This window comes from Wenjunlia tyrosinilytica (assembly GCF_014646055.1).
In the GTDB taxonomy this organism is placed as follows: Bacteria; Actinomycetota; Actinomycetes; order Streptomycetales; family Streptomycetaceae; genus Wenjunlia; species Wenjunlia tyrosinilytica.
The window spans coordinates 51,385-76,226 of the sequence record NZ_BMMS01000035.1; the positions used below are offsets into that span (position 1 = coordinate 51,385).

The 24,842-nt window shown below is 70.3% G+C and carries 23 protein-coding genes; 15 read left to right on the forward strand and 8 right to left on the reverse strand.

The window, feature by feature from the left end:
• Positions 1–111 precede the first annotated feature (111 nt).
• The gene (locus IEY86_RS29900; RefSeq protein ID WP_189135055.1) at positions 112–1,878 is read left to right on the forward strand and encodes a M4 family metallopeptidase; all 1,767 of its coding nucleotides are present in this window, start codon (positions 112–114) and stop codon (positions 1,876–1,878) included.
• 247 nt (positions 1,879–2,125) lie between these two features.
• Here IEY86_RS29900 and IEY86_RS29905 read toward each other — a convergent pair whose 3' ends face one another.
• The 3 genes from IEY86_RS29905 to IEY86_RS29915 form a co-directional block, all read right to left on the reverse strand.
• Positions 2,126–2,356, reverse strand: coding sequence for a hypothetical protein (locus IEY86_RS29905; protein ID WP_189135030.1), 231 nt, complete (start codon positions 2,354–2,356; stop codon positions 2,126–2,128).
• A gap of 16 nt (positions 2,357–2,372) precedes the next feature.
• Positions 2,373–3,701 (reverse strand): sugar ABC transporter ATP-binding protein, encoded by a 1,329-nt coding sequence (locus IEY86_RS29910; RefSeq protein WP_189135031.1) that lies wholly within the window; start codon positions 3,699–3,701, stop codon positions 2,373–2,375.
• A 200-nt stretch (positions 3,702–3,901) separates the two neighbouring features.
• Positions 3,902–4,180, reverse strand: a complete 279-nt coding sequence (locus IEY86_RS29915; RefSeq protein WP_189135032.1) for a type 1 periplasmic-binding domain-containing protein — start codon at positions 4,178–4,180, stop codon at positions 3,902–3,904.
• A 131-nt stretch (positions 4,181–4,311) separates the two neighbouring features.
• On the opposite strand from IEY86_RS29915, the gene IEY86_RS29920 reads away from it, so the two are divergent.
• The 6 genes from IEY86_RS29920 (at position 4,312) to IEY86_RS29945 (ending at position 10,880) form a co-directional block, all read left to right on the forward strand.
• Complete coding sequence (locus IEY86_RS29920) at positions 4,312–5,541, forward strand: PTS transporter subunit EIIC (protein WP_229698873.1); 1,230 nt, start codon at positions 4,312–4,314, stop codon at positions 5,539–5,541.
• 162 nt (positions 5,542–5,703) lie between these two features.
• On the forward strand, positions 5,704–6,177 hold the full coding sequence (locus tag IEY86_RS29925; protein ID WP_189135033.1) for a hypothetical protein: 474 nt from the start codon (positions 5,704–5,706) through the stop codon (positions 6,175–6,177).
• 5 nt (positions 6,178–6,182) lie between these two features.
• Positions 6,183–7,133, forward strand: a complete 951-nt coding sequence (locus IEY86_RS29930) for a hypothetical protein (protein WP_189135034.1) — start codon at positions 6,183–6,185, stop codon at positions 7,131–7,133.
• 267 nt (positions 7,134–7,400) lie between these two features.
• Entirely contained in the window at positions 7,401–8,798 is a 1,398-nt protein-coding gene (locus IEY86_RS29935; RefSeq protein ID WP_189135035.1) for an MFS transporter, read from the forward strand.
• 43 nt (positions 8,799–8,841) lie between these two features.
• Positions 8,842–9,507 carry a response regulator transcription factor gene (locus IEY86_RS29940; RefSeq protein ID WP_189135036.1) on the forward strand — a complete coding sequence of 222 codons (666 nt, stop codon included), beginning with the start codon at positions 8,842–8,844 and terminating at the stop codon, positions 9,505–9,507.
• Positions 9,507–10,880, forward strand: a complete 1,374-nt coding sequence (locus tag IEY86_RS29945; RefSeq protein ID WP_229698881.1) for a sensor histidine kinase — start codon at positions 9,507–9,509, stop codon at positions 10,878–10,880. Before IEY86_RS29940 ends, IEY86_RS29945 begins: the two co-directional genes overlap by 1 nt.
• 107 nt (positions 10,881–10,987) lie before the next feature.
• Here IEY86_RS29945 and IEY86_RS29950 read toward each other — a convergent pair whose 3' ends face one another.
• Positions 10,988–11,935, reverse strand: coding sequence for a TAXI family TRAP transporter solute-binding subunit (locus tag IEY86_RS29950; protein ID WP_229698874.1), 948 nt, complete (start codon positions 11,933–11,935; stop codon positions 10,988–10,990).
• Between the two features lie 142 nt (positions 11,936–12,077).
• Complete coding sequence (locus tag IEY86_RS29955; protein ID WP_189135038.1) at positions 12,078–12,812, reverse strand: hypothetical protein; 735 nt, start codon at positions 12,810–12,812, stop codon at positions 12,078–12,080.
• A 723-nt stretch (positions 12,813–13,535) separates the two neighbouring features.
• Here IEY86_RS29955 and IEY86_RS29960 point away from each other — a divergent pair.
• Both IEY86_RS29960 and IEY86_RS29965 read left to right on the forward strand, forming a co-directional pair.
• Positions 13,536–15,107, forward strand: a complete 1,572-nt coding sequence (locus IEY86_RS29960; protein WP_189135039.1) for an amino acid permease — start codon at positions 13,536–13,538, stop codon at positions 15,105–15,107.
• 215 nt (positions 15,108–15,322) lie between these two features.
• A complete protein-coding gene (locus IEY86_RS29965; RefSeq protein ID WP_229698875.1) occupies positions 15,323–16,162 on the forward strand; it encodes a hypothetical protein in 840 nt (279 codons plus the stop codon).
• A 215-nt stretch (positions 16,163–16,377) separates the two neighbouring features.
• On the opposite strand, the gene IEY86_RS29970 is transcribed toward IEY86_RS29965, so the two are convergent.
• Positions 16,378–16,890 (reverse strand): mycothiol transferase, encoded by a 513-nt coding sequence (locus IEY86_RS29970; protein ID WP_189135040.1) that lies wholly within the window; start codon positions 16,888–16,890, stop codon positions 16,378–16,380.
• A 299-nt stretch (positions 16,891–17,189) separates the two neighbouring features.
• Here IEY86_RS29970 and IEY86_RS29975 point away from each other — a divergent pair, with 299 nt between their 5' ends.
• Both IEY86_RS29975 and IEY86_RS29980 read left to right on the forward strand, forming a co-directional pair.
• Positions 17,190–17,954: a type 1 glutamine amidotransferase domain-containing protein gene (locus IEY86_RS29975; protein ID WP_189135041.1), complete on the forward strand. Its 765-nt coding sequence runs from the start codon at positions 17,190–17,192 to the stop codon at positions 17,952–17,954.
• Positions 17,955–18,156: 202 nt separating this feature from the next.
• On the forward strand, positions 18,157–18,750 hold the full coding sequence (locus IEY86_RS29980) for a dihydrofolate reductase family protein (RefSeq protein WP_189135042.1): 594 nt from the start codon (positions 18,157–18,159) through the stop codon (positions 18,748–18,750).
• Between the two features lie 15 nt (positions 18,751–18,765).
• Here the strand turns inward: IEY86_RS29980 and IEY86_RS29985 are convergent, their stop codons facing one another.
• Positions 18,766–19,800 (reverse strand): IPT/TIG domain-containing protein, encoded by a 1,035-nt coding sequence (locus tag IEY86_RS29985; protein ID WP_189135043.1) that lies wholly within the window; start codon positions 19,798–19,800, stop codon positions 18,766–18,768.
• 534 nt (positions 19,801–20,334) lie between these two features.
• On the opposite strand from IEY86_RS29985, the gene IEY86_RS29990 reads away from it, so the two are divergent.
• From IEY86_RS29990 to IEY86_RS30005, 4 genes are all read left to right on the forward strand, one after another.
• A complete protein-coding gene (locus IEY86_RS29990) occupies positions 20,335–20,925 on the forward strand; it encodes a helix-turn-helix domain-containing protein (protein WP_189135059.1) in 591 nt (196 codons plus the stop codon).
• 40 nt (positions 20,926–20,965) lie between these two features.
• Positions 20,966–21,484 (forward strand): GNAT family N-acetyltransferase, encoded by a 519-nt coding sequence (locus tag IEY86_RS29995; protein WP_189135044.1) that lies wholly within the window; start codon positions 20,966–20,968, stop codon positions 21,482–21,484.
• A gap of 147 nt (positions 21,485–21,631) precedes the next feature.
• Positions 21,632–22,933 (forward strand): hypothetical protein, encoded by a 1,302-nt coding sequence (locus IEY86_RS30000; protein ID WP_189135045.1) that lies wholly within the window; start codon positions 21,632–21,634, stop codon positions 22,931–22,933.
• A gap of 206 nt (positions 22,934–23,139) precedes the next feature.
• Positions 23,140–23,301, forward strand: a complete 162-nt coding sequence (locus tag IEY86_RS30005) for a hypothetical protein (protein WP_189135046.1) — start codon at positions 23,140–23,142, stop codon at positions 23,299–23,301.
• A 48-nt stretch (positions 23,302–23,349) separates the two neighbouring features.
• On the opposite strand, the gene IEY86_RS30010 is transcribed toward IEY86_RS30005, so the two are convergent.
• Positions 23,350–24,831 carry a gamma-aminobutyraldehyde dehydrogenase gene (locus tag IEY86_RS30010; RefSeq protein WP_189135047.1) on the reverse strand — a complete coding sequence of 494 codons (1,482 nt, stop codon included), beginning with the start codon at positions 24,829–24,831 and terminating at the stop codon, positions 23,350–23,352.
• Positions 24,832–24,842: the final 11 nt, after the last annotated feature.

The following is a 24,842-nucleotide window of genomic DNA, read 5'->3' on the forward strand; positions in this document are numbered from 1 at the left end:
TCTTCGTTACGCCCCCCCTCGACTCAAGGAGCAACCGAGACAGTGCGTTCACTCCTCAAGTCCCGTAAACGAATAACGGCCGTCGCCGTGGCGGTGGCAACCGCCGCGACCATGGCGGGAGCAGCCTCCGCGGCGATCCCGTCCGGGTCGGTCAACGAGTCCGGGACCCCCTCGACCCGTACACGGACCTCTTCCGACCAGATCGTGAAGGCGGCGGTCGCCGCCGCCGTCGCCCACGCCAAGGAAACAGGCGTCGGCAAGAAGGAGAGTCTGACAGCCAAGGACACGATGATCGACCCCGAGGGCAAGCGGCACGTCCGCTTCGCGCGTGTCTACGACGGAGTCCCCGTCGTGGGCGGAGACATCGTTGTCCACCTCGACCGCCACAACACCTACCTCGACGTGACCCGGGCCATTGGCCACCAGGTCTCCGTCGCGACGCTCACCCCGCGTCTGACCGCCGAGCAGGCGGCAGACAGAGCGGCCGCCTCGGTCAATGGCTCGGTGGACGGCACCGGGGGCGCCGGTGCCGAGGCCGCCGCCAAGGCTTCCCCCCACGGGCCCGCCGACACGGCCGAACTGGTCATCGACGCCCGCGGTGCCGAGCCGGTCCTGGCCTACCAGGTCACCGTCGTCGACGTCGGCGCCCCCGAGGCCGGCGGCCGCAGTGTGATCGTGGATGCCACCTCCGGCAAGGTCCTCAGCAGCTCCCCGCTGGCCGAGGGCTTCATCTCTCCGAAGCTCGAGCGGACACTGCGCGGCCTCGGTAGTCGGGCCCTGGCTCCCCTCGCCGCCCCGAAGGCCGCCGCTCCCGGCAAGGCAGGCACCGGGAACTCGCTGTTCGTGGGTCGTGTGCCGCTGACCACGACCAAGAAGAGCGGCAGCGGCGCCTTCGTTCTGACGGACCCCAGCCGCGGCAGCTCCGAGACCAGGAGCGCGCAGCAGAAGAGGCTGGACAGTTTCCAGGACGGCAAGACGGTCACCGACGCCGACAACCGCTGGGGCAACGGCAAGGTCTCCGACCCGGTCACTGCCGCGGTGGACGTCCAGTACGGCATCACCACCACGTTCGACTTCTACAAGAGCACCTTCGGCCGCAAGGGCACCAAGAACGACGGCAAGGGGCCGCAGGCAATGGTGCACTGGGGCTCCAAGGTGGCCAATGCCTTCTGGTCCGGCGACTGCGGATGCATGCTCTACGGCGACGGGGACGGCCAGCAGTTCAAGCAGCCGCTGGTGGCGCTCGACGTGACCGGCCACGAACTCACCCACGGCGTCGTGGAGGCGACCGCCAACCTCAAGCCCACGCGTATCGACGCCAACGGCAACCAGTTCGGTGAGCCCGGATCGCTCAACGAGTCCCTCGCCGACATCTTCGCTTCGAGCGTCGAGTTCAAGGCGAACAACCCCGCCAACCCGCCGAACTACCTCCTCGGTGAGAAGCTCGGCCTGGCGCAGAAGTTCCTGCGCCGCCTCGACAAGCCCTCGCTGGACAAGCTCGAGGGCAGCGTCGACTACTGGGACAAGGGGTCGTTCGACCGGGAGGTGCACGCCGGTTCGGGTGTCTCCTCCCACGCGTACTACCTGCTCGCCGAGGGAAGCGGGAAGAAGACCATCAGGGGCGTCGCCTACGACTCGCCGACCTTCGACGGCTCCAAGGTGAAGGGCATCGGCCGGGCCAAGGCCGAGCAGATCTTCTACCGCGCGCTGACCCGGTACATGGTCTCGACCACCGACTTCCACCAGGCCCGCGTCGCGACGCTCAAGGCCGCTGCCGACATCCATGGAAGCGGCAGCACGGAGTATCAGGCCGTCAACAGGGCCTGGGCCGCCGTCAATGTCACGGAGGCGAACACTCCGGGCACCGACCGCCACTGACCGGCACCGAGGGAGCACCCGGCCGCCTCTGGGATCCACCGGAAGACCCGGGGATACCAGAGGCGGCCCTCCCTGTATGCGGCCAGGGAGGGCCAGTGCCCGATCGGGCCCTCTTCCCCGGATCGGGGAGGCCCGCGAGTTCCCAGGCGCTCAGTGCCGCACCGGTCAGCCCCCGGTGGCGGCCAGGGGGGCAGTTGGACGGGCGGCGCCGGGCGCCGGGCGCCTTCGCCGGTGCCGGCGGGGATCGTCAGCCGTGCGAGGCGGCGGTCTCCTCGCCCGGTGCTGCCTCTGTGCTGTTGCCCTCCGCGGTGCCCGGCGCCTCGGGCGCCGTGCCGGACGCGATGAGCTCCACGAGCTCGTCGCGTGTGACCTCGGCCGAGGTCCCCTGCCAGACGAGCTCGCCCTGGCGCATCACATGGAAGCGGTCGCCGAGCGCGTAGAGCTCGTCGATGTCGTCCGAGACGACGAGTAGGGCCACCCCTGCCTCCGCGCGCTCACGCGGCAGGCGATGGATCTGGGCCTTCGTCCCGATGTCGACGCCCGCCGTCGGCTGGTCGATGACCAGCACCTCCGGCTCGCAGGCGAGGGCCTTGCCGAGCACGACCTTCTGCTGGTTTCCGCCACCGAGTGTCGCCGCGTGCGCGTCGATGTCGCCGGGTGAGATCTCGAAATCCTCGACCAGCCGAGTGCTCAACCGGCGCACGGCGCCGCGCCGGACCACGCCGCCGCTGAAGCGCCATGAGGCACAGGTTCTCGGTCAGCGGGCTCGACAGGCTCAGCCCCTGGTACTTGCGGTCCTCCGGGATCAGGGCGATCCCCCGGGAGATCGCGCCCCGGGGGCCGGAGAACCTCACCTCGCTCCCGCGTACCCGCAGCCGCCCTCCGGTGGGTTGCTCGACGCCGGTGAGCACCCGGCACAGCCGCGTCCGACCCGAGCCGACGAGTCCGGCCACGGCCACGATCTCCCCGGCCCGCAGGGCGATGCTGACGCCGCGCAGGCGGTCCCCGACGCTGACCGAGTCGGCCTCGAGGACGACCGGCCGGGTGTCGTCGGCCTGACCGACCGCCCGCTCATGGTCGATAACCTGCTGGAACTCCTCGCCGAGCATCAGGGCGGCCATGCGTCCGACGGTCAGCGACTTCGTGGGCTCCGAGGCGACGACCCTGCCGTTGCGCATCACGGTGAGCCAATCGGTCACTTCTCGCACCTCGTCCAGGAAGTGCGAGATGAACACCATTCCGACGCCGCGGTCGGCCAGTTGCCGGACCACACGGAAAAGAGACAGGCGCTCGGCTTCGGAGAGCCGGGCGGTCGGCTCGTCCATGATCAGCACCTTGGCGTCCTCCGCCAGTGCCTTCACGATCTCGATGCGCTGGCGGATCGCGGGACTGAGTCCGCTGACACTCGCCTCGACGCTCTCACCGATCTCGATGCCCACCTCCTCGACCAGCGCCTCGGCCTTCTTGCGGATGGCGCGCCGGTTGTAGCCCCACAGTCCGGGCTCGCGTCCGAGCAGGAGGTTCTCCGCCACGGTCATCTCGGAGACGAGGCTGAACTCCTGGTGGATGACGGCGATACCCTCCGACCGCGACTGCCGGGGGTTTCTCAAGGCCGCGGGCCTGCCGTCGATCCTTGTCCCGCCACCGTGGTCCGGGTAGAGGCCGGCCAGGGTCTTCACCAGCGTCGACTTCCCGGCTCCGTTCTGCCCGATGAGCCCATGGACCTGGCCCGCCCGCACCTGGAGGTCGACGTGGTCGAGTACCACGGCCGGACCGAACTGCTTGGTCACGCCCGAGAGCTGGAGCCTGACGTCAGTGGGCATCAACAATCATTCCTCTGTCTGCGATCACGAGCCGAACCTCGGTGCCCGCGAATCGCGCGCCGCACTCGGGGCTCGTTTGCGTTGGTCCGAGCGGTGCCGGTCCGCCAGGTGCCGGGTTCCGGGGCGACCTGGCGGACCGGTGTCCTGGTGTGCCAGTGGGCCGTGCCGCCCGCCGCCGAGCGGGCGGCGGGCGCGGGGGATCAGCCGCTCCACTCCGCCGGGTGCTGGTCCACGTTCTCCTTGGTGATCAGCGGGAGCGGGATCAGGGCATTGGGCCGCGGTACCGACTGCTTGTGCCCGGTCAGCCAGTCGTGTGCGTACTTGGCCGCCAACCTGCCCTCGAGGATGGGGCTCTGGTTCACGGTGCCGTACAGGGCGCCGGACTTGATGGCCGCCTCGACCTGCCTGGAGTAGTCACCGGCGATGAAGCGGACGTCCGTGCGCCCGATCTTCTTCGCGTAGTTAGCGCCGACGTACATCTCCGGGCCCTCGGCGACGATGGCGCCAGGTGCCCCAGCGTTTCGGCTCGGCTTCTGGTAGGTCACTGCCCGGAACGGGATCGTCACACATCGCTGAACCGCCGCTGTCGCTGCACACATTCGAGGTCTCCATGAACGCAAGCGCACCCACCCCCACGGGGAGCCGTCCCGGGATGGCCGGGCTGCAACGGCTCGGCCGCAGCCTGATGCTGCCGATCGCCGTGCTGCCCGCCGCGGGACTGCTGCTGCGGCTCGGGCAGAGCGACGTCCTCGGCCGGTTCACCCCGCTCAAGGAGACGGCGGGTGTCATCTCGGCCGCGGGCGGCGCCCTGTTCACCCATCTGCCCCTCATCTTCGCGGTGGGCATCGCCATCGGCTTCGCCAGGAAGGCGGACGGCTCAACGGCACTCGCGGCGGTGGTCGGCTACCTTGTCCTGGACGGGGTGTTCACCGCGATGTCGCCGATCGTCCTGGAGGGCAAGAAGGACCCCGCGGGCGCGCAGGCGCTCGTCAACTTCGGCGTGCTCGGCGGCATCGTCATAGGGCTGCTCACCGCGGTCCTGTGGCAGCGCTTCTACCGCACCAGACTCCCGCCCTACCTGGGCTTCTTCAGCGGACGCCGCCTCGTGCCCATCATCACCGCCGTGGCCGCGCTGATCGTCGGTGTCCTCATGAGCTTCGCGTATCCGCTGTTCAACAGCGGGCTCACTGCCGTGGGCCGGGCCGTGGCCGAGAACAGCGTCATCGGTGGCGGTGTCTACGGCACGGCCAACCGGTTGCTCATCCCGGTCGGCCTGCACCACATCCACAACTCCTTCGTGTGGTTCATCCTCGGCGACTACAACGGCGTCCACGGAGACCTCAACCGCTTCTTCGCCGGGGATCCGCACGCCGGCATCTTCATGACCGGCTTCTTCCCCATCATGATGTTCGCCCTCCCCGCGGCGGCTCTCGCGATCTGGCACGAGGCACGCCCGCAGAAGCGCAAGGTCGTCGGCGGCCTGATGCTGTCGGCGGCACTCACCAGCTTTGTCACCGGCATCACCGAACCGCTGGAATTCGCGTTCATGTTCGTCGCGTGGCCGCTCTACCTCATCCACGCCGTCCTCACCGGAACGTCGCTGGCACTGGTGAACGCGCTGGGCATCCATGACGGCTTCACCTTCTCCGCCAGCGCCATCGACTACGTCATCAACTTCGGCAAGGCCACCACACCGCTCCTGCTCATCCCCATCGGGCTCGGCTACGCGGTCGTCTACTACGTCGTCTTGCGATTCGTCATCCGCCTGTGGAACCTGCGCACTCCCGGCCGCGAGGACGACTCGGGGGACGCGACGCAGGACGAACCACCGTCCAAGTAGCCGTCGGCATCACTGCCGTCGGCGGATATGAAAGGCATTCAGATGTACCAGGTTCCCACGGCGTACGCGTCGACTGCTGACGTCCTTTTCGAGTCCCGCGGTGCCGACCCCGCTCCCCGGCTGGTGCACAGCCCGCGGCCGAGGAGGAGGCCGCCGCGCGAGGTGAACGGCCTGAGCACGCGCGAGCTGCCGCTCTGGCAGGTGGATGTGCCCATGCACAACGCACTGGACATCGGACGATCCGGCTCGCATGTCTTCGTCGGACCGGCCGCCGACTCCTACGAGGCCATAGCGGCCGCCCGCGCCGCCGTCGTGGGCAGCGGTGCGGGCAGCGGACCGGACAGCGCCGCGGACCGGTCGGAAGAGGGCTGGAGTTCGGCCGGCCTCAGGCTGGACTGGACCCTGGACTGGCGCAACGCCCGCGCCGACGTGTGGGCCGATTCCTTCGAGCGCACGCGCAGAGAACTGCACTGCACCGATGCCGGCTCTGATCGCGGATTCGACCACGGAGCTGAGCTCCGCGGGACGGAACCTCGCAGGTTTTCCCGGACGGGCAGTGACTCACCGGAGGTGCGACCGGTAGCTTACGTCAACTGGCGAGCGCAGCCGATGAGCCCACATCCGGAAGGCCTGTAGAGAACATGCCCCTCTTCTCGCGTCACCGAGGCATCCGCCCCCGCCTGGCTCCCGAGCTCGACGACACCGCCCTCGGACGTGTCCTGGGGCAAGTGGAACCCCTGTGGAGCCTTGGGCAGCTGGAGACCGTGGTCGACCTGCTCGACGACGTGGTCCGGGACACCGGCCAGAACTGGGACCGCAAGGGCCACCGTCTGAAGGTGCTCGCCGAGTCCGTCGGGCGGATAGTGCCGGGGTACTGGAGGCGGCACCACCCCGGTGCCCAGGCGGCGCTCCTTCTCCACGCCTGGTCGGACGTCGTCCACGCACGGTCGCAGGGCTCGCCCTGCGACCTGAGCGAGACCCGGAAAACCTGCCTGCGCGCGGCCGAGCTCGTTCCCGATGACCCCAATCCCTGGACGGTACTGCTCGCCGCGCTGCGGCTGGAGCGGCGCCCCAACCAGGAAATGGCGGAGGTCTGGCGAGAGATCAAGGCTCGGGACACCTGGAACCGGGAGGCGCACCTCCAGGCTCTCGGCTACCTGTCGCCGCAGGAGTGCGGATCCACCGGCTTGATGATGGACCTGGTCGACGGAGTCCGCGCCGAGATGCCCGCCGACGCCCCCACCGCCGGGCTGGAGGTGACGGCGATCGTCCGCGGCTACCAGCGCACGCTCACCTCGGGCGGCCTGGCCGCGGTCACCATCAGCGAACACTGGTCCCGGCCGGACGCGGCCCAGGCACTGGGCGTGGCGGCGACGCACTGGACGACTCCCGGCTTCCTCACCCACGCGGCGGCCGTGGCCGACCTCAATGTGCTGGCGTACGCACTGGTCAAGGCCGCCAGGACGGAAGAGGCCGGCCGGGCACTGCACGCCACACAAGGCATTGCCACGCCCTGGCCTTGGAACGCGGACGGGGACCCACTGGAACAGTTCACGTACTGGCGCAGCGGCCTTCACCCCGACCGCCGTTGACCCACTCCGGGCTCCAGCGGCTCCAGTGGCTCCGCTGACCGGCTGACCGGCTCGCCCCGCTACCCCAGAGGCACGGCGGCCCGACGCGGAAGCAATGAACTGCGGACGGAACTGATCCCGGGCGCCCGGGGCCCCGGAAACCACCGCGCTTCTTAGCGGGATGTTAGATCTCGCCGCGTCGCGTTGCCGCCGCAATGGCACGAGGGCACGCTCCTGCACATCTTCAGCACCCGGCACGCCAGTGCCCCGTCCGATCAGGAGCCGCTGATGCCGTCCACCGCTGTCCCCGTTCCGCCGGGACCCCGGAATCGTCCCGCACCCCAGGGCCCTCCCGCGCCGCAGAGCCGCCGCCTCGCCCTTGTCGGCGGCTCCCTGGGCAACCTCGTCGAGTGGTACGACTGGTTCGTCTACGCCAGCTTCGCGATCTACTTCGCGGACTCGTTCTTCCCCGACAGCGACCCCACCACCCGGCTGATGAACACCGCGGGCATCTTCGCGGTCGGCTTCCTGATGCGCCCGGTCGGCGGCTGGGTGCTCGGCCGGGCCGCGGACCGGCACGGCCGCAAGAGCGCGCTGACCCTCACCGTCACCATGATGTCGGTGGCCGCCCTGCTGATCGCGACCGCGCCGACGTACGAGCAGGCCGGATACTTCGGCGCTCTCATCCTGCTGCTGGGCCGCTTGCTCCAGGGACTGAGCATCGGCGGTGAGTACGCGGCCAGCGCCACCTATCTGACGGAGGCGTCCGCGCGCGGCCGACGCGGTCTCGGCTCGTCCTTCCAGTACGTGTCCATGACGCTCGGCCAACTGCTCGGGCTGGGCATTCTCATCACCCTGCAGCACACCCTGAGCGAAGCCCAGCTGCACTCCTGGGGCTGGCGGATCCCGTTCGTGGTCGGGTCGGTCTTCGCCCTCGTGGTCTTCTGGCTGCGCCGCCGCCTCCAGGAGACCGACGCCTTCGCGGAGGAGTCCGCCGGGGAGACGGGCGCGCAAGAGCGCGGCTCGCTCGGCGCACTGTGGCAGTACCGGCGGCAGGCGGGCCTGGTGATGGCGCTGACCCTCGGTGGCACGGTCGCGTACTACACCTACACGACGTATCTGACCAAGTACCTCATCGGCAGCGCGGGCATGGCCAAGAACACCGCCACGCTGGTCAGCTTCACCGCGCTGTCGGTCTTCACCCTGCTGCAGCCGCTCGCCGGGGCGCTGTCGGACCGGATCGGACGGCGTCCGCTCCTGATCGCCTTCGCCGTGGGATGCACCGTCGGCACCTATCCGATCATGACCGCCCTCGGTTCCGCGTCGTCGTACTGGTCCGCGCTCGGCCTCTCGCTGATCGCCCTGGTCCTCGTCACCGGCTACACCTCGATCAACGCGGCAGTGAAGGCGGAGCTGTTCCCCACCCATGTGCGCGCGCTCGGCGTGGCGCTGCCCTATGCGCTGGCGAACGCCCTGTTCGGCGGCACGGCGGAGTATGTCGCGCTGTGGTTCAAGGACGCCGGCCATGAGTCGTTGTTCTTCTGGTACGTGTCCGGGTGCGCGCTGGTCTCCCTGGTCACCTATGTCCTGATGCCGGACACCCGCGACGCCGCCCTCAGCCGCGCAGAGGAGGACGAGTCCGCGTCCGCGCCGGCTCCGGTACCACAGGAGGTCACGGCCGGCTGACCATCGGCGCCGGGTCCGCCATCATGTGACGGGAGGAGGCCCCATGCACGCGCTTCTCGTCGAGGACGACGACCGGCTGGCCCACGCGCTCGGCACCGCGCTCGCCCTGCGGGGGCACACCGTGCGCAGGGTGAGCCGGGCAGTGGAGGCACTCAGGCTCACGCGGGAGGCCGAGTTCGTACTGCTCGACCTCGGTCTTCCGGACCTGGACGGCCTCGAGCTGCTGCGGCGGCTGAGGACCGTCTGCGCCGTGCCGCTCATCGTGGTGACCGCCCGGTGCGAGGAGCGGGACATCGTGCAGGGGCTGCGGGCGGGCGCCGACGACTACGTCGTCAAACCCTTCCGGATGTCCGAGCTGATGGCCCGGATCGACGCCGTGCGGCGCCGGACCGGGGGGAACGCAGACCCCCGCCCCACCGCGGGACCGGTACGCGTTACCGACGTCGAGATCGATCCGGCCCGCCGCACGGTGACGGTCGGCGGTAGCGAGGTGCGTCTGACCCGGCGTGAGTTCGATGTGCTCGCGTTCCTCGCCGCCCGGCCGGGTGAGGTGCACTCCAGGGAGGAGATCCTGGACCGTATCTGGGGGGACGCGTTCCTCGGCACCTCGCGCTCGCTCGATGTGCATGTGGCCGGGATCCGGGCCAAGACGGGCCGGCCGGACCTGGTGCGCACGGTTCACGGCTTCGGCTACCGGCTCGGTGCGTGATGGGCCGCAGGCTGCTGGCCGTGCTGATGGCGCTCATGGGCGTGGCGTCGATCGCCCTGTCCTTGCCGCTGGCCGGCGCCTACGCCCACAGCCGCACCGAGCATCTGCTGCTCCAGCGGCGCGCCGAGGCGGTCCGCTTCGGGGACATAGCGGACCGCGTGGTCACCGGGGTGGACCTGGCTGAGCTGACCACCGAGATCGATCGCTACGCACAGCTCTACGGCTCGGGCGTCCAGATCCTGGACGCCCAGGGGCGGCCGGTCGCCGTCGCGGGGCCGCGCACCGCGCTGTCCGGTCAGGACGCGGAACAGGCAAGGGAGCGCGCCCTGACCGGCCGCTCGACGGGGAAGCTGCCGACGATCCGCCCCTGGGGTCCGCGGCAGGTCGTGCTGGCCGAGCCGGTCGGCCAGGACGAGCAGCTGAAGGGCGCCGTGCTCCTGGCCGTACCCACGGGCGCGGCACGGCACGACATCACGGTGCGCTGGATTCTGATCGGCGTCGGCGCACTGGCCGCGTTCGCGGCGGCGGCGCTGGTCGCGGTGTGGGTAACCCGATGGCTGCTGCGGCCGGTGCGAGCGCTGGACCGCGCGGTCGTGGGGTTCGGGACCGGAAGCCTGGAGGACCGGGCCGTGGTGGGCGGTGGCCCTCCCGAGCTGCGCCGTCTCGAGGAGCGCTTCAACGAGATGGCCGAGGCGGTCTCGGTGTCCATCCGCCGCCAGCGCGACTTCGTGGCCGATGCCTCCCACCAGTTGCGCAATCCGCTCGCCACTCTCGTCCTGCAGCTGGAGAACGTGGAGCCCCATCTCGTTCCGGCGGGCCGCGGCGAACTCGCCCGCGCGGTCGACGAGACCGAGCGGCTCGGCGGCCTGCTCGACGGTCTACTGGCCCTGGCCAGGGTGGAGTCCGCGGTCCAGGAGCTGACCGAGCTGGACGTTTCCCGCGCCGCCCGGGACCGGGCGGCCGTGTGGGGCGCCGTCCTGTGCGCCGCCGGAGTCGAACTGGTCGCGACCGTCTCGGGCGGGGTCCGGGCACGGGCGCTGCCGGGCGCGGTGGACCGGGTACTGGACGCGCTCCTGGACAACGCCTCCAAGTTCGTCCCTTCCGGCGGCCGGGTGGAGATCGTGGTCACCTCGCAGGAGGGGCAGGCCGTCGTACGCGTCAGCGACGACGGCCCGGGAGCGCCCGCCGAGCAGGTGCCCGCGCTGACCCGGCGCTTCGCCCGCGGTGCCGAGCACCAGAACCTTCCCGGCAGTGGCTTGGGGCTGGCCATCGCCGAGGAGATCGCCCGGGTCAGCGGCGGCCGGCTGGCCGTGGCCTGCCGTGCGCCGCACGGACTGAGCGTGGAACTGATCCTGCCGGGCATTCCTTCCTGACGCCGACCGCCGCCCCGTCGTCAGCCGTGAGCCGGTCTTCGGCGGCGGGCCGGGCCGTCGGCGGTGAATCGGTCGTCATCGGTGGACCGGTCGCCCCCCGCAGTCCCTCATCCGTAGACCGATCGGTAGTACTCCACGGCCCCCGGGTGCAGGGGAACGCTGCCGGTCGAGATCGCGAACCGGGGTTCCAGGCGCGCCCCGGCGGTCACCGACCGCAGCAGGCCCTGGCTGCGGTCGAAGAGCACTTCGAGCAGGCGGTGGGCGGCGTCCGCCGGAACGTCCTGCCGGGCGACCAGGTAGTTGCCCGTGCCGACCGTGGCCACCGGCCGCTTCAACGCGTAGGTGCCCGCAGGGATGGTGACCTCGGTGTAGGTGGGCCCGTACTCCTCGCGCAGCCGGAGCACATATGCGTCGAGGGGGACGAGGCGCAGGGGCAGCTCGCCGGCGAGGTCCGCCAGCGCGGGGGTCGGCACTCCTCCCGACCAGAAGACTGCGCGTACCGCGCCGGTCCTCAGCGCCCGCAAGGAAGCGCCGAGGCTCATGCTCCGCTCGTGGGCGGTGTGCGTCCCGGTGAGCCCCGCCGCTCGCAGGAGACGTCGGGCCAGCACCTGACCGCCCGCCCCGGTGGCGCCGACCGAGACCGGCTGCCTCGAGAGGTCGCCGATGGCGTGGACCGGTCCCTTCGCGGCGACCACCAGGTGGGTGTAGTTGACATAGACCCTGGCCAGGGCGGTGAGCCTCAACGGCCGAGTGAACGTGTTCCGTCCCAGCACGGCGTCCTCGGCCACATCCGCTGTGGTCAGCGCCAGCTGGAGACCGCCTTCATGCAGCCGCCGCAGATTGTCCACGCTGGCCGAGGTGGCGACGGGCTCCAGGGCGAGCCCTCGGGTTTTCGCGGCCGCGGCGAGGGCCTGCCCGAACGCCTTGTACGGGCCGCCCTGCGGTCCCGTGCCGAGCACAAGGCGTGGCAGGCGGGAAGTGCCCGTGGAGCACCCGGGCACACCGGCGGCTGCCAGCGCCCCGAGCCCGACCCCCAGCAGGGACCGGCGGCACATGCCGCCGGTCCCTGCGGACCCGCGTCCCGCGGCCGGGCAGTATCCGGTCCGCCACTGATCTTCCCGCACGGGACCATGATGACGTGCTCGCCGTCGGCGCCCGAGGCAGGTCCATGGATCGGTGGCCGGGCTCGGCTCGACGTCAGGGCCGCGACGACAGCGAGGCCACGCGGGCACGGAAGATCCGCCAGCGGCGCTCATTGTCATGGACCAGGCCCGCGGAGTCGCTGAGCAGGTCCGCGGCATGCCCCGTGAGCTCGGCTGCCGAGTACAGCCGCCGGGGCGCGGTGGCATCGCCGGCCAGGTCCGCGCGCAGTGCCTCCGGAGAGAAATCGATGCGATCGAGGGTCTCGGTGGCCCGCCGCAGAAGCCGGCCGGCGAGGCCGCTGAGGTGGGCGGCCTGCCAGTCGTTGCTGATGATCCGGTGGCGCTCGCCGAGCAGATCGGCGAACTCGTCCAGGTCCAGCAGGGCGGCCGCGGCGTCCCACGACGCCTGCATGGCCGAGACCAGCCAGTCGCAGGTGCCGAGCGAGTCGTCGGCCATCACCCGAAGCTCCCGCTTCAACCGCGTGATCTCGACCGGCTCGCCCTGCCCCTCGGCGAACACCACACCCGAGAGCTGTATGGCTGCGGGCGAGGTGAGGTCGTCGGCGTCCTCGAACGGGCTGAGCGGCGCGGGATGGGCGGGCGGCAGGGCGGCCCAGTGGTCGGCCAGGGCCAGCATGGTGCGGGAACTGCGCTGCAGCGCCACCGCCCTCTCCCGGGGTGCGGTGGCGTAGAACGCCTCGTGCTCGCGATGGAACCTCGCCAGGTTGGCGATGGCACGCAGCATCGGCACCGTCGTGTCGCGGCGCGGCTGCCTGCCGGTCTCGTCCATCACAGCCATCGTCGCGCAGCGGGGCGTGCACGGCTCGTCGGGAGCGCCGTCGAAACAACGCCGCTACTGACCGTGACGGTGATGATTCGCGTCCGAGGGCTCGAACGCCCGGGCATCACACTCCTCTCCCGGCGTCGCGGTCAGGCGGCCTCCGGCAGGGCGAGAGCCGTCGCGGCGTCGGCGCACCCCCGGGGCGAGAGCGACACCCGCGCCGCCGTGCCCGTAGCGCCCGGGGTGCGGCTACGGCGCCTGAGCACGCCGGTCCCCACCGTGGACCTCGCCCTGGCCTGCAGCCCGCACGCCGTCACTCCCGTGGTGAGTTCGGCTCCTGTCCCCGATCGACACGGTCTGCGCGCCGGGAGCTCCGTAACCGGAGTCCGATCCCAGCGAAAGCATTGAATCCCAGACCATTGGATTCTTCGTGGGCATATTCTGAGCCACCCACCCGGGGTCGAGTCAAGAGGCGGAGCCGGGCCCTGTATACGAGGGGCCCGGACATTTGGAGCCTGCGCTCCCGCCTCCCCGTGGGCCCCCCGGGGGCCTCCCGGTGGACAGGTCGTCTCGAGGTGGCGACGGTATCCGGAGAAGCCTTGACGCACTCGGTCAGGGAGTGGAACATACCCCGCAACGTCTTAATGGACTGAACTCAGTCCATTAGCTGCGTGGTGCGCCTCCGCGGCACGCCTGCCTCTCCGATCTCTCGCCGAATCCCAGGAGGTGCCCATGTCTCAACCAGAGTCAACGCACGGCGCTGCACTGCGGGCCGAAGACGGCACCAAGCCGGGCCCGCACGTTACGGAGGACGAGCAGCGCCTCCATGAACTGGGGTACACACAGGAGTTGGCCCGCTCGATGTCGGGCTTCTCCAACTTCGCCGTGTCGTTCTCCATCATCTCCGTGCTGTCCGGCTGCCTCACCCTGTACGGCTTCGGCATGAACACCGGCGGCCCCGCGTTGATCATCTGGGGCTGGCCCGTCGTCGGAGCGATGACCCTGCTCGTCGGTCTTTCGATGGCCGAGGTCTGTTCCAGCTACCCGACGGCGGGCGGGCTGTACTACTGGGCGGCCAAGCTGGCCCCCCGCAACGGCCCGGCCTGGAGCTGGTTCACCGGCTGGTTCAACTTCCTGGGACAGGTCGCGGTCACCGCCGGAGTCGACTTCGGCGCGGCCTTCTTCACCAATGCCTTCCTGGAGATGCAGTTCGGCTTCGCCGCCACGCCCGAGCACACCGTGCTGGTCTTCGGTGTGATCCTGCTGGCCCATGGACTACTGAACACCCTGGGCGTCCGCCTGGTGTCGGTCTTCAACAACGTCAGTGTGTGGTGGCATCTGCTGGGTGTCGTGATCATCGTCGGCGTGCTCGTCCTGCTGCCGTCGCACCACGCCCCGGCCGAGTTCGTCTTCACCGAGTTCGTCAACAACACCGGTTTCCACAATTCGCTGTACGTGGCCATGCTCGGCCTTCTGCTGGCCCAGTACACCTTCACCGGCTACGACGCCTCCGCCCATATGACGGAGGAGACCCAGGACGCGTCCCGCTCGGGACCGCGCGGCATCGTGATGTCCATCCTGGTCTCGCTCGCCGCCGGCTGGGTGCTCCTGCTGGGCCTCACCTTCGCCATCAAGGACTACGACGAGGCCCTGGGCAGCTCGACCGGAGTGCCGCCCGCGCAGATCTTCATCGACGCCGTCGGCGACACCGGCGCGAAACTGCTGCTGCTCATCGTGATCGGCGCCCAGTTCTTCTGCGGCATGGCGTCGGTGACCGCCAACTCCCGCATGATCTACGCCTTCTCCCGTGACGGTGCGCTGCCCGGATCGCAGCTGTGGCACCGCATCAACCACCGCACCCGCACGCCGACCAACGCCGTGTGGCTCGCCGCGGGCGGTGCGTTCCTGCTGGGACTGCCCTATCTGTGGAACCCCACCGCGTACGCCGCTGTGACCTCGGTGTCGGTCATCGGCCTGTACATCGCCTACGCGATCCCGGTGCTGCTGAGGCTGCGCCAGGGCGACTCCTTCGAGCGCGGCCCGTGGCATCTGGGCCGGTGGAGCCGGCCGGTCGGCCTGGCGGCGGTGATCTGGGTGGGCCTGATCTCGGTGCTGTTCATGCTCCCCACCGTCAGCCCGATCACGGCGACGAGCTTCAACTACACCCCGGTCGCCGTGGCCGCGGTCCTCGGCTTCGCCGGAGTGTGGTGGCTGGTCTCGGCCCGCCGCTGGTTCACCGGCCCCAAGGTCCAGGGCACCCCCGAGGAGCTGGCGGCCATCGAACACGAGCTGGAGATCATCTGATCGCCGGGTGGCAGGCTGCCGACGGGTCTCGGAGGAACGACTCCGGGGCCCGTTCGCCGTTGTCGCGGTCAGCGGGCCCGGGCGAGGCACCCGCCCGGTCGGCCGCACCGGGGCCGACCGGGCGGGGCTCCCCGCGAACCGGTGACAGCGGCGCCGTGGGGGAGGACCCTGGGTAAATGCCTGGAGCCGGGCCGGGAGGAAGGACGAGGGCGAGGATGATGTCCGCACCACGGTTGTTCGCGGGGCTCGTCGACGACGCCGGGCTGTTCCCTCCGGAGGAACTGACGATGCGGGCGGCCTCGGCCCGGCACCGAGCCGACGAAGCCGCGGCCGACCCCGTGCTCACCCACCGCTTCCTGTGTCCGGTCGGCCGGCTCCGCGAGCTGCGGGACACCCTCACCGCCGAGGACCGGTTCGCCCTTGGACTGATCACGGACCTCGACGCGCGCACAGTGAGCCGGACGCTGGACCGGCTGGCCGACGAACCCCGGTTGACACCGGCTGTGATCGAGGGCCCGTTGCCGTCCGGAGCGGACCGCCGGGAATCCGCCCGCCTGGCGCTGGCTGCTCTCGAGGAGGTCCCCGCACAGGTGCCTTGCCATATCGAGGTGCCGCTGACCGAAGGCCGGCAGGACGCCCTGGAAGTGATCGCCGAGGGCGGCCGCGCCGCCAAGGTGCGGTGCGGCGGCCTGAGTGCCGACAAATTCCCCGACCCAGAGCGACTGGGCGCGTTCGTCCACGCGTGCGCGACGCACGGCGTCCCCTTCAAGGCCACCGCCGGCCTGCACCACGCGGTGCGCCACCGCGACGACCGGACGGGCCTGACCCACCACGGCTTCCTCAACCTGCTGCTCGCCGCCTGCCGGGTGACCGACGGCGGCACCGCCGCCGACGCGGTGGACGTCCTGCGCTCGACCGACGCGGAAGCCCTGGCCGCCGAGGCCCGCCGCATCCCCGACCACTCGGCGAAAGCAGCCCGCACCCTGTTCGTGGCCTACGGCTCCTGCAGCACCGGCGAACCCCTGCAAGACCTCCGGGCTTTGGGCCTGACATAGAGTCAGGGACTGTCCGGAAGGGGATTCGGTGCGGTCGACGGCATCGACGGCATCGACGGCATTCGTCGTGGTCGGCGGACGGTGATGCTGGACTTCGGCCTCCGGGCGACGTCCCGGACGCCGTCCGCCACCTGAAGGACGGCCACGCGCGCGGCAGGCTCGTCGTCCAGGTCTGACGAGCTCGCCCCCGGCCCGGCGGGGAAGGCCGACCGGTCCTATCGGCGCCTCAGCACCCCGCGGACGAAGGACGCTTGGCCCACGTGCTGCAGGTCGTCGGCGATGACGCTGACGAGCCGGGCACCGAGGGTGACGGGGGGAGTCCACGCCCGGTCCACGACGCGCTCGAGGTCGGCGTCGGACAGACCGCCTACGTACTCGACGGTGTGGTCGTGCACGGCGTCGTAGTAGTCGAGGAGCATCCGACGGGTGAGGCCCCGCGCTGCCGCCACGTCCTCACTGGAGTGGCCGTAGCCGATGTCGGAGGGCGGGAACGGCAGGCCGAAGCGTTCGTGCCAGCCCTGCGACGTCCACACCTGCTCGGTACCGGCCACACCCGCGATGTGGTCGTCCTGTACCCGGGTGAGATGCCAGATGAGCCAGGAGATGGAGTTGGCGTCGTCGTCCAGCCGTTCGGTGAGCTCCTTCGGGCGGAGCCCTTCGACGGCATCGTGGACCGCCTCGTGGATCCGCCCGAAGGCGTCGACGAGCAGGTCGGCGCTTGCGGCCATGCACGCTCCTTCGTAGGCGCGGTGAGCCCGGGTGCGGCCAACCGTGTCGTCGGCGGCCGACCGCCGGAGCCGAGCACGTTGGCCGCTGAGGTTCCTTCCACCGCCAGGTCCGGGTATGCCCAACCGGCCCCTTTTTCGCCTCATCGGTGGTGCGGCACACCGCACCCGGAGCCCCCGTTCGAGGACTGACCGCGCGGTAAGCACTCGGAACAGGACAGGCTGGTGCGGCGCCTGCGGGAGCTGGAGGCCAAGGGACTGGTCGCGCGACACGTGGTGCGGACGCCTGCCATGATGGCCGGATGCGTGTCCTGATGCCGGTTCCCGACCGCGACTTCGACGTCACCGAGGTGGCCGTGCCCTGGCGGCTGCTCACCGACTCCGGGCATGACGTCGTCTTCGCCACCGAGCGGGCCGGAACGACACCCGCCGCCGATCCGCGGCTGCTGACCGGGGTGCTCTTCGGGCAGCTGGGAGCCGCGCGGGAGCCCAGGCGCTTCTACGACGAGCTCACCCGGAGCAAGGAGTTCGCCGCGACCGCCGGTTGGGCGGAAGTGGACCCGGACGGTTTCGACGGGCTGATCCTGCCCGGAGGGCATGCGCCGGGCATGCGCCAGTACCTCGGCTCGGAGGTGCTGCGCGGGCAGGTCGCCAGGTTGTGGGACCGCGGCATTCCCGTGGGGGCGATCTGCCACGGTGTGCTGGTTCTGGCCCGCACCCGTGATGCCGCCACCGGCCGCAGTGTGCTGGCGGAGCGTCGTACGACCTGCCTGCCGAAGTACATGGAACGCTCGGCCTATCTGACCACCGCATGGCGTCTGGGCCGCTACTACCGCACCTACCCGGCGTATGTGGAGGACGAGGTCAGGGCCGCGCTGGACGATCCCGGCAGCCTGTTCCAACGCGGGCCCAGGGTGCTCACCGCACGAGGCACGGCGAACGACGACACCCACGCGTTCGTCGTCCGGGACCGCAACTACGTCTCGGCGCGCTGGCCGGGCGACGCCTACCTGTTCGCTCGCCGCTTCCTCGGACTCCTCGACGCCTCCGCGGGACCGGAAGGCTGACCCGGCATCCGCCCGCGACGGCCTCAGCGGGCCTCGGCATGTGCCGTGCGCCGATCCGCCTGCGGAAGGACCAGGAGGCCCAGGACCGGTACAGCACCGCCAACGGCATGGCGATCCGGGATCCGGGCGGGGTCGGGCGCGTATCGTCTCGGCCCATCCGCCGGTGGAACCCCTGGCACGTCGACCTCGGTGAGGACCGTTGATGAGGAAGATCACCCTGATGATGTCGGTGTCCCTCGATGGTTTCATCGAAGGACCGGACCGCGAGATCGATTGGCACATGGTCGACGACGAGCTGCACCGTTTCGTCAATGAGCGGCTCAGGTCGATGGGCGCCTTCCTGGACGGACGTGTGACCCATGAGCTCATGGCAGGGGTCTGGCCGACCGTCGATGCCGACCCCTCGAGCACGGCGCCCATGGTGGAGTTCGCCGCCATCTGGCGGGACACCCCCAAGATCGTGTTCTCCAGGACCCTTGAGCGGGCCGACTGGAACACCACCGTCATGAGGGATGTCGACGTCGACGAGATCATGGCGCTCAAGGCCCAGCCGGGCGGCGATCTCTCCCTCGGCGGCGCCGACCTGGCGGCCTCGTTCATGCGGTACGACCTGATCGACGAGTACGACATCTATGTCCATCCGGTCCTCATCGGGCGGGGCAAGCCCCTGTTCCCGGCATCGGACACGAGGACCGCTCTGCGCCTGGCCGGCACCCGGACCTTCGGCAACGGCGTCGTCCTCCTGCGCTACGAACGCGCGGGTGGACCGGTCGGCGAGCAGCCGACCGGTCCGTAGGAGTGCCGCGCAGGATCACACGTAGGTGAATCCACCGGCGACGGTGGCACTGCCCGAAGGCGTCGTGACGACGACCGTGGCGGTGCCCGCCGTGCCGGCCGGGGTGGTGCCGACCAGAACGGTGCCGGCGGCGTTGACGCTGACCCCGGTGGCCGGGACACCGTTGAACGTGACGGAGGCGCCCGTCAGGTTGGAGCCCAGGATGACGAAGGCCGTGCCGCCGGCTGTGGTGCCGGAGGGCGGCACGATGACGATGACCACCGGCGGGGGTGTGGTGTAGGTGAATCCGCCGGCGACGGTGGCGCTGCCGCCGGGGGTGGTGACGACCACGGCGGCGTTGCCCGCCACGCCGGCCGGGGTGATACCGGTCAGGACGGTTCCCGCCGCGTTGACCGTGACACCGGTGGCCGGGACGCCGCCGATGGTGACGGTGGCTCCGGTCAGGTTGGTGCCGACGATGGTGAACGAGGTACCGCCCGTCGTCGCCCCGGTGGGAGGCGTGATGCTGACCGCGGTCGGGGGCAGCGGGGGAGCGGTGTAGGTGAATCCACCGAGGACGGTGGTGCTGCCCGCGGGAGTGGTGACGACGACCGCGGCGTTGCCCGCCACGCCGGCCGGGGTCACACCCGTCAGGACGGTGCCCGACGCGTTGACGGTCACACCGGTGGCCGGGACGCCGCCGACGGTGACGGTCGCCCCGGTGAGGTTGGCACCGATGATGGTGAACGTGGTACCGCCGGTCGTGGGTCCGCTGGACGGCGAGATGGACACGGCGATGGGACCACCGATGACCGCGCCCAGATAGGTGAAGTTGACCGGGTTGCTCACGCCTGACGGCGTGGTTACCGTCACCGCGACGGTGCCGGGTGCATGGGCCGGGGCGACGGCCGCGACGAGGAACCCGAACGGGTCCTGGGCGGTGATCGTGCCGGGCGTGCCACCGAAGGTGACCGCTGTGGCTCCCGTCAGACCGGAGCCGAGCAGGAGCACGGGGATACCGCCGCTTGTCGGCCCAAGGCCCGGGATGGCGGCGAAGAGTGTCGGAGCCATGATGGTCCTCCTGTTGAGCTGCTGTGGGTGGCTCATGCGCTGCCGCGGACACGCCCTGCCTGCGGTCCCGCACGGAGTCCGTCACTTGCCGTGCCGAATCCCGGGAGCCCGATCGGGCGGTCGTGGCGACGTCTGATGAGCCATCAATCGGAGACGTCGAGTGGTCCGACGCCCATGGAGCCCGTCGCACCGTCGGCCGACCGGTGCTCCGCCGCCGTAGGGGATACGCCGCGGCCTCGAGCTCTCCAGGGACGTCCCGTCCGGCGACCGCGGGGAAAGCACGCGGCCTGTCCTGAGGACGGGGAACCGGTGCGCCCGCGACTACCGAACTGTCCGTAGTGAGATGGGCGCCCACCGATTGGATGTATCCAGTGACCCAGTCGGCGGAATAGGCCGCAAGTCCTATCACCCATAGATCGCTCAATTGGCCCAGCGCACGGCGGATTTGAGCCCTCTGTCGCTCCTGGGGAGCGCCCTTCACGCCCCCGGTGCCTCCGCTGTTCCCATATTTGGGATATGCTCTCTCATATGAGAATGACGGAGGGGGCGGCATCGGACCGCGGCGGTTCCGGGCACGTGGAGGCACGCCTGGCCGGTCGGCTCGCCGAGCTGCGCGTGGAGCGCGGATGGTCGCTCGACGAGCTGGCCCGGCGCACGGAGGTGAGCCGTTCGACGCTGTCGCGCCTGGAACGGGCGGAGATCAGCCCGACGGCGTCGTTGCTGGGAAGGCTGTGCGCGGTCCACGGGCGCACGATGTCGCAGCTGCTGGCCGAGGTGGAGTCCGAGCCGCCCCAACTGGTCCGAGCTCAGGGGCAGTTGGTATGGCGGGACAAGACCTCGGGCTTCACCCGGCGATCGGTGTCCCCACCCCACTGCGGACTGCGTGCGGAAGTCGTCGAAGGCACCTTGCAGCCCGGCGCGGACATCTCCTACGACGAACCGCCCGTCCCGGGTCTCGAGCAGCACATCTGGGTCCTGGAGGGCGCTCTCGAGGTCACCGCGGGCGGCGGTGTGCACGAGATCCGCGCGGGTGACTGCCTGCGCTTCCGGCTGTGGGACCGCTCGCGCTTCCGCTGCCCGGGCCCCGACCCGGTCCGCTACGCCCTGGTGATCGTCCTGCCGTGACCGCCCCCCGCCCCCCTGCTCATCGCGAAGGAAGCGAACCTTGCACACCATCACGCGCCTGTCCGCCGACGACTTCCGCGTCCGCGTGAAGAGCCTGGCCGACGTCCTCGGCGACGTCGTGGACGGTGGATCCTCCGTCGGCTTCCTCGCCCCCTTCGGCCAGGAGGCGGCCGCGGCCTGGTGGCACACCCGGGAGCCCGCCGTGGCCGACGGCAGCCTCATCGTCTGGGTCGCCGAGGGGCGGGGCGGCGTCAACGGCACCGTGAGCCTCGCGCTGGAACCCAAGCCCAACGGCCGGCATCGCGCCGAGATACTCAAGCTCATGGTTCACCGGGACGCCCGCGGACAAGGACTGGGCCGTTCCCTCCTCGCCACCGCCGAGGAGGCGGCCGTGCGGGCCGGAGCCACTCTCCTGCTCCTCGACACCGAGACCGGCAGCGCGGCGGAGCACCTCTACCGCAGCGCCGGATGGGTGCGGTACGGGATCGTCCCGGACTACGCCGCCGACCCGGCCGGCTCCCTCCAGGACTGCAGCTTCTACTACAAGCAACTCGCCTGAGTCCCGTTCAGGTCGGCGACCGGATGGGGGGCACCCGAGCGCTGTTACTCCTTCCGTCACCTGTCGAATGCGGTGAGTGGCGGCCGGGCCTAGCGTGGGGTCAACCGTTGTGTCGACCACCGGGCCGGAGCTGAAAAGGGTATGTCCATGCGCCTCGTTTCCAGCCGCACTCGCCTCAGCAGGGCCGTCCTGGCGACGTTCGGGATCTCGGCGCTGCTCGCGCCACCCGCGACCGCCGACTCCGCAGCCGCCGCCGGGCGCTCCTCGGCGGGCACCGCCTCGGGTGGGGGAGCGGTCATCACGCTGACGACCGCGAAGGTCGGTGCTCCGGGAAATCCCTCGGTGGGCATCATCCCGTTCAAGGACGCCATCTACCGGTCCTGCGCCGACGCTCCGTCGTCCTCGGCCGGCTGCCTGACGGTCGGTGGCGTCGGGTACCCCTTCGAGGTCGGGCAGCTCGAGGTCACGGTCGAGCAGTGGGTGGCGTTCCTGAACACGGTCGATCCCTCGGGCCGCGATCCTCACGACCTCTACAGCGAGACCGAGGGTTCCACGTCGTGGCCGAAGTACGGTCAGGTCGACTTCTCCGCGGACGCCGTCAGCGGCCGCCACTACTCGGTGGCGTATCCGCAATGGGCGAACAAGCCGTACGGCTTCGCCAACTTCCTCAAGTCGGCACGCTTCGTCAACTCGCTCTACAACGGACGGCTGATCTCCAAGCAGACGTCGACCAGCGGCCGGTTCGTCCATGTCACCTACCAGGTGGAGCTGTCGGCGCGGACCGAGCGCGGGATGTACGACCTCTCCCGGCCCGACGCGACCCGGGCCGATGACACCGGGTTCGTCGTACCGAGCCAGGACGAGTGGATCAAGGCGGCCTACTACGACCCCACGGGCGGCGGCACCTACTCCTACTGGAAGTACCCCACCAATGCCGGTGTCTTCGGCGACGGCGACGCCACCGCTCCCAGTCCCACGGTCCTGAACCCCACGACCGGCGATGTCGTCAACGCGGCGACCCAGCCGCTGGCCTCGTACCACGCCAGTGGCCGTCCGGCGCCGAGCTGGTGCCCGCCGCAGGTGCGGCCCGAAGCGTGCGCCACCGTCAATCCCTTCGGGCTGGACCCCACCACCTACGCCGAGCTCTACCAGGGCAGCCTCAGCACGGTCGGCCAGGCGGGGACCCTGTCGCCGTGGGGCACCCTGGACCAGGGCGGCAACGCGGTCGAATCGACCGACACGATCACGCCACCCCCCTCCGGACAAGGTCTCGGGCGGGTCTGGCGGCGGGCGCACGGCGGGGTGTCCAATGCGCCGGCGTTCCAGCTCTGGCTCTCGGCCGTCGGGCTTCAGCCGCAGGACAACGTGTTCTACAACCACACCTACCCGTGGTTCGGCATCAGGGTCGGAGCGATCGGCGATCCGCAGCCGGGCAGGAGCAAGCCCTGAGTGCCTCGGCGAGGGCTGCGAACGGCGCCCTTCGCGACCGCTGAAACGTTCCTTTGGGCTGCCTCATCCGACCGAGAATCGACTGCCGCGCCGGGACGGTGCCGGTGGAGGCCGAAGCGACTCGGCGTTAGCCGGTACGCTCGTCCCCCGTTTCAGGTCGCTCGTTCTGCAAGCGATGCGTACCCGTCTACGAAAGGCACTTCGACGTGATCTCCCCCCACAGGACCGACGCACCGATCTATGACGACCTCATAGAAGAGCGCGGTGACGTCCTCGCCGAGGCCCGGCGGGTCGCCGAGCAGACCCAACGGGAGATGGGCCGGCTACTCGACTTCAGCTCCGTGCACAACCCGCTGGTCTACAGATAGGGGATCCGGCCGCGGTGACGACCGATGTCCACCGCGGCCGACCACCGGTCAGAGCGCCGACATCACATGCTTGACACGGGTGTAGTCCTCGAAGCCGTAGACGGACAGGTCCTTGCCGTAGCCGGACTTCTTGAAGCCGCCGTGCGGCATCTCGGCAACCAGGAGCATATGCGTGTTGAGCCACACGCAGCCGAAGTCGAGCCGCTTGGACATCCGCATCGCACGGGCGTGGTCCCTGGTCCACACCGAGGAGGCGAGCGCGAACTCCACGCCGTTGGCGTACTCGACGGCCTGGTCCTCGTCCGAGAACTTCTGGACGGTGATGACGGGGCCGAAGACCTCGTTCTGAATGATCTCGTCGTCCTGCCGGAGACCGGAGACGACGGTGGGGGCGTAGAAGTAACCCCTGTCGCCGACGCGGTGGCCGCCCGCCTCCACCATGGCGTGTGCCGGGAGGCGGTCGACGAAGCCGCTGACCTGGGCGAGCTGGTCGGGGTTGTTGAGGGGGCCGAACAACACACCATCGTCGTCCGGATGGCCGGTTTTGGTGCCGGCGGCCGACTTGGCCAGCGCGGCGACGAACTCGTCGTGGATCGACTCGTGCACCAGCACCCGGGTCGCCGCCGTGCAGTCCTGACCGGCGTTGAAGAATCCAGCGACCGTGATGCCCTCGACGGCCTTGTCGATGTCGGCGTCCTCGAAGACGACCACCGGAGCCTTGCCGCCGAGCTCCAGGTGGACCCGCTTGACGTCCTTGGCGGCACTGCGGGCGACCTGAACACCGGCACGCACCGAGCCGGTGATCGCGACCATGGCCGGGATCTCGTGCTCGGTCATCGCCCGGCCGGTCTCGCGGTCGCCGCAGACCACATTGAGAACGCCGGCCGGCAGACCCAGCTCCGCGAGGACGTCGCCGACGATCTCCGTGAGCAGGACGGTTGAGGCGGGCGTGGTGTCCGACGGCTTGAGGACCACCGTGTTGCCCGCGGCGACGGCGGGGGCGAACTTCCACACCGCCGTCATCATCGGGTAGTTCCAGGGAGCGACCTGCGCGCAGACACCGACCGGCTCGCGCCGGATGATCGAGGTCAGACCCTGCGCGTACTCACCGGCAGCCCTGCCCTCCAGCAGCCGGGCGGCACCGGCGAAGAAGCGGAGCTGGTCGACCATGGGGACGATCTCCTCGGTCCTGGTCACGGCACGGGGCTTGCCGGTGTCCCGGCACTCCGCGTCGACCAGTTCGCCGGCGCGAGCCTCGACGGCATCCGCGACCTTCAGCAGCAGCCTCTGCCGCACGCTCGGCGTGGCGTCACGCCATGCCGGGAAGGCCGCCGCGGCAGCGGCCATCGCCGCGTCCACATCGGCCGGCCCCGAGAGCGGGGAGGTGGCGTACGCCTCGCCGGTGGCCGGGTCGACGACCGGCAGGGTGCGGCCGTCCTTCGCGTCGACGAACTCACCGTTGATGTGGTTGCGCAGCGTACGAAGATCACTCACTCGTCTGTCCTCGGGTGGTGTGTCGGTGGATGTCATGGGTGCCCGCG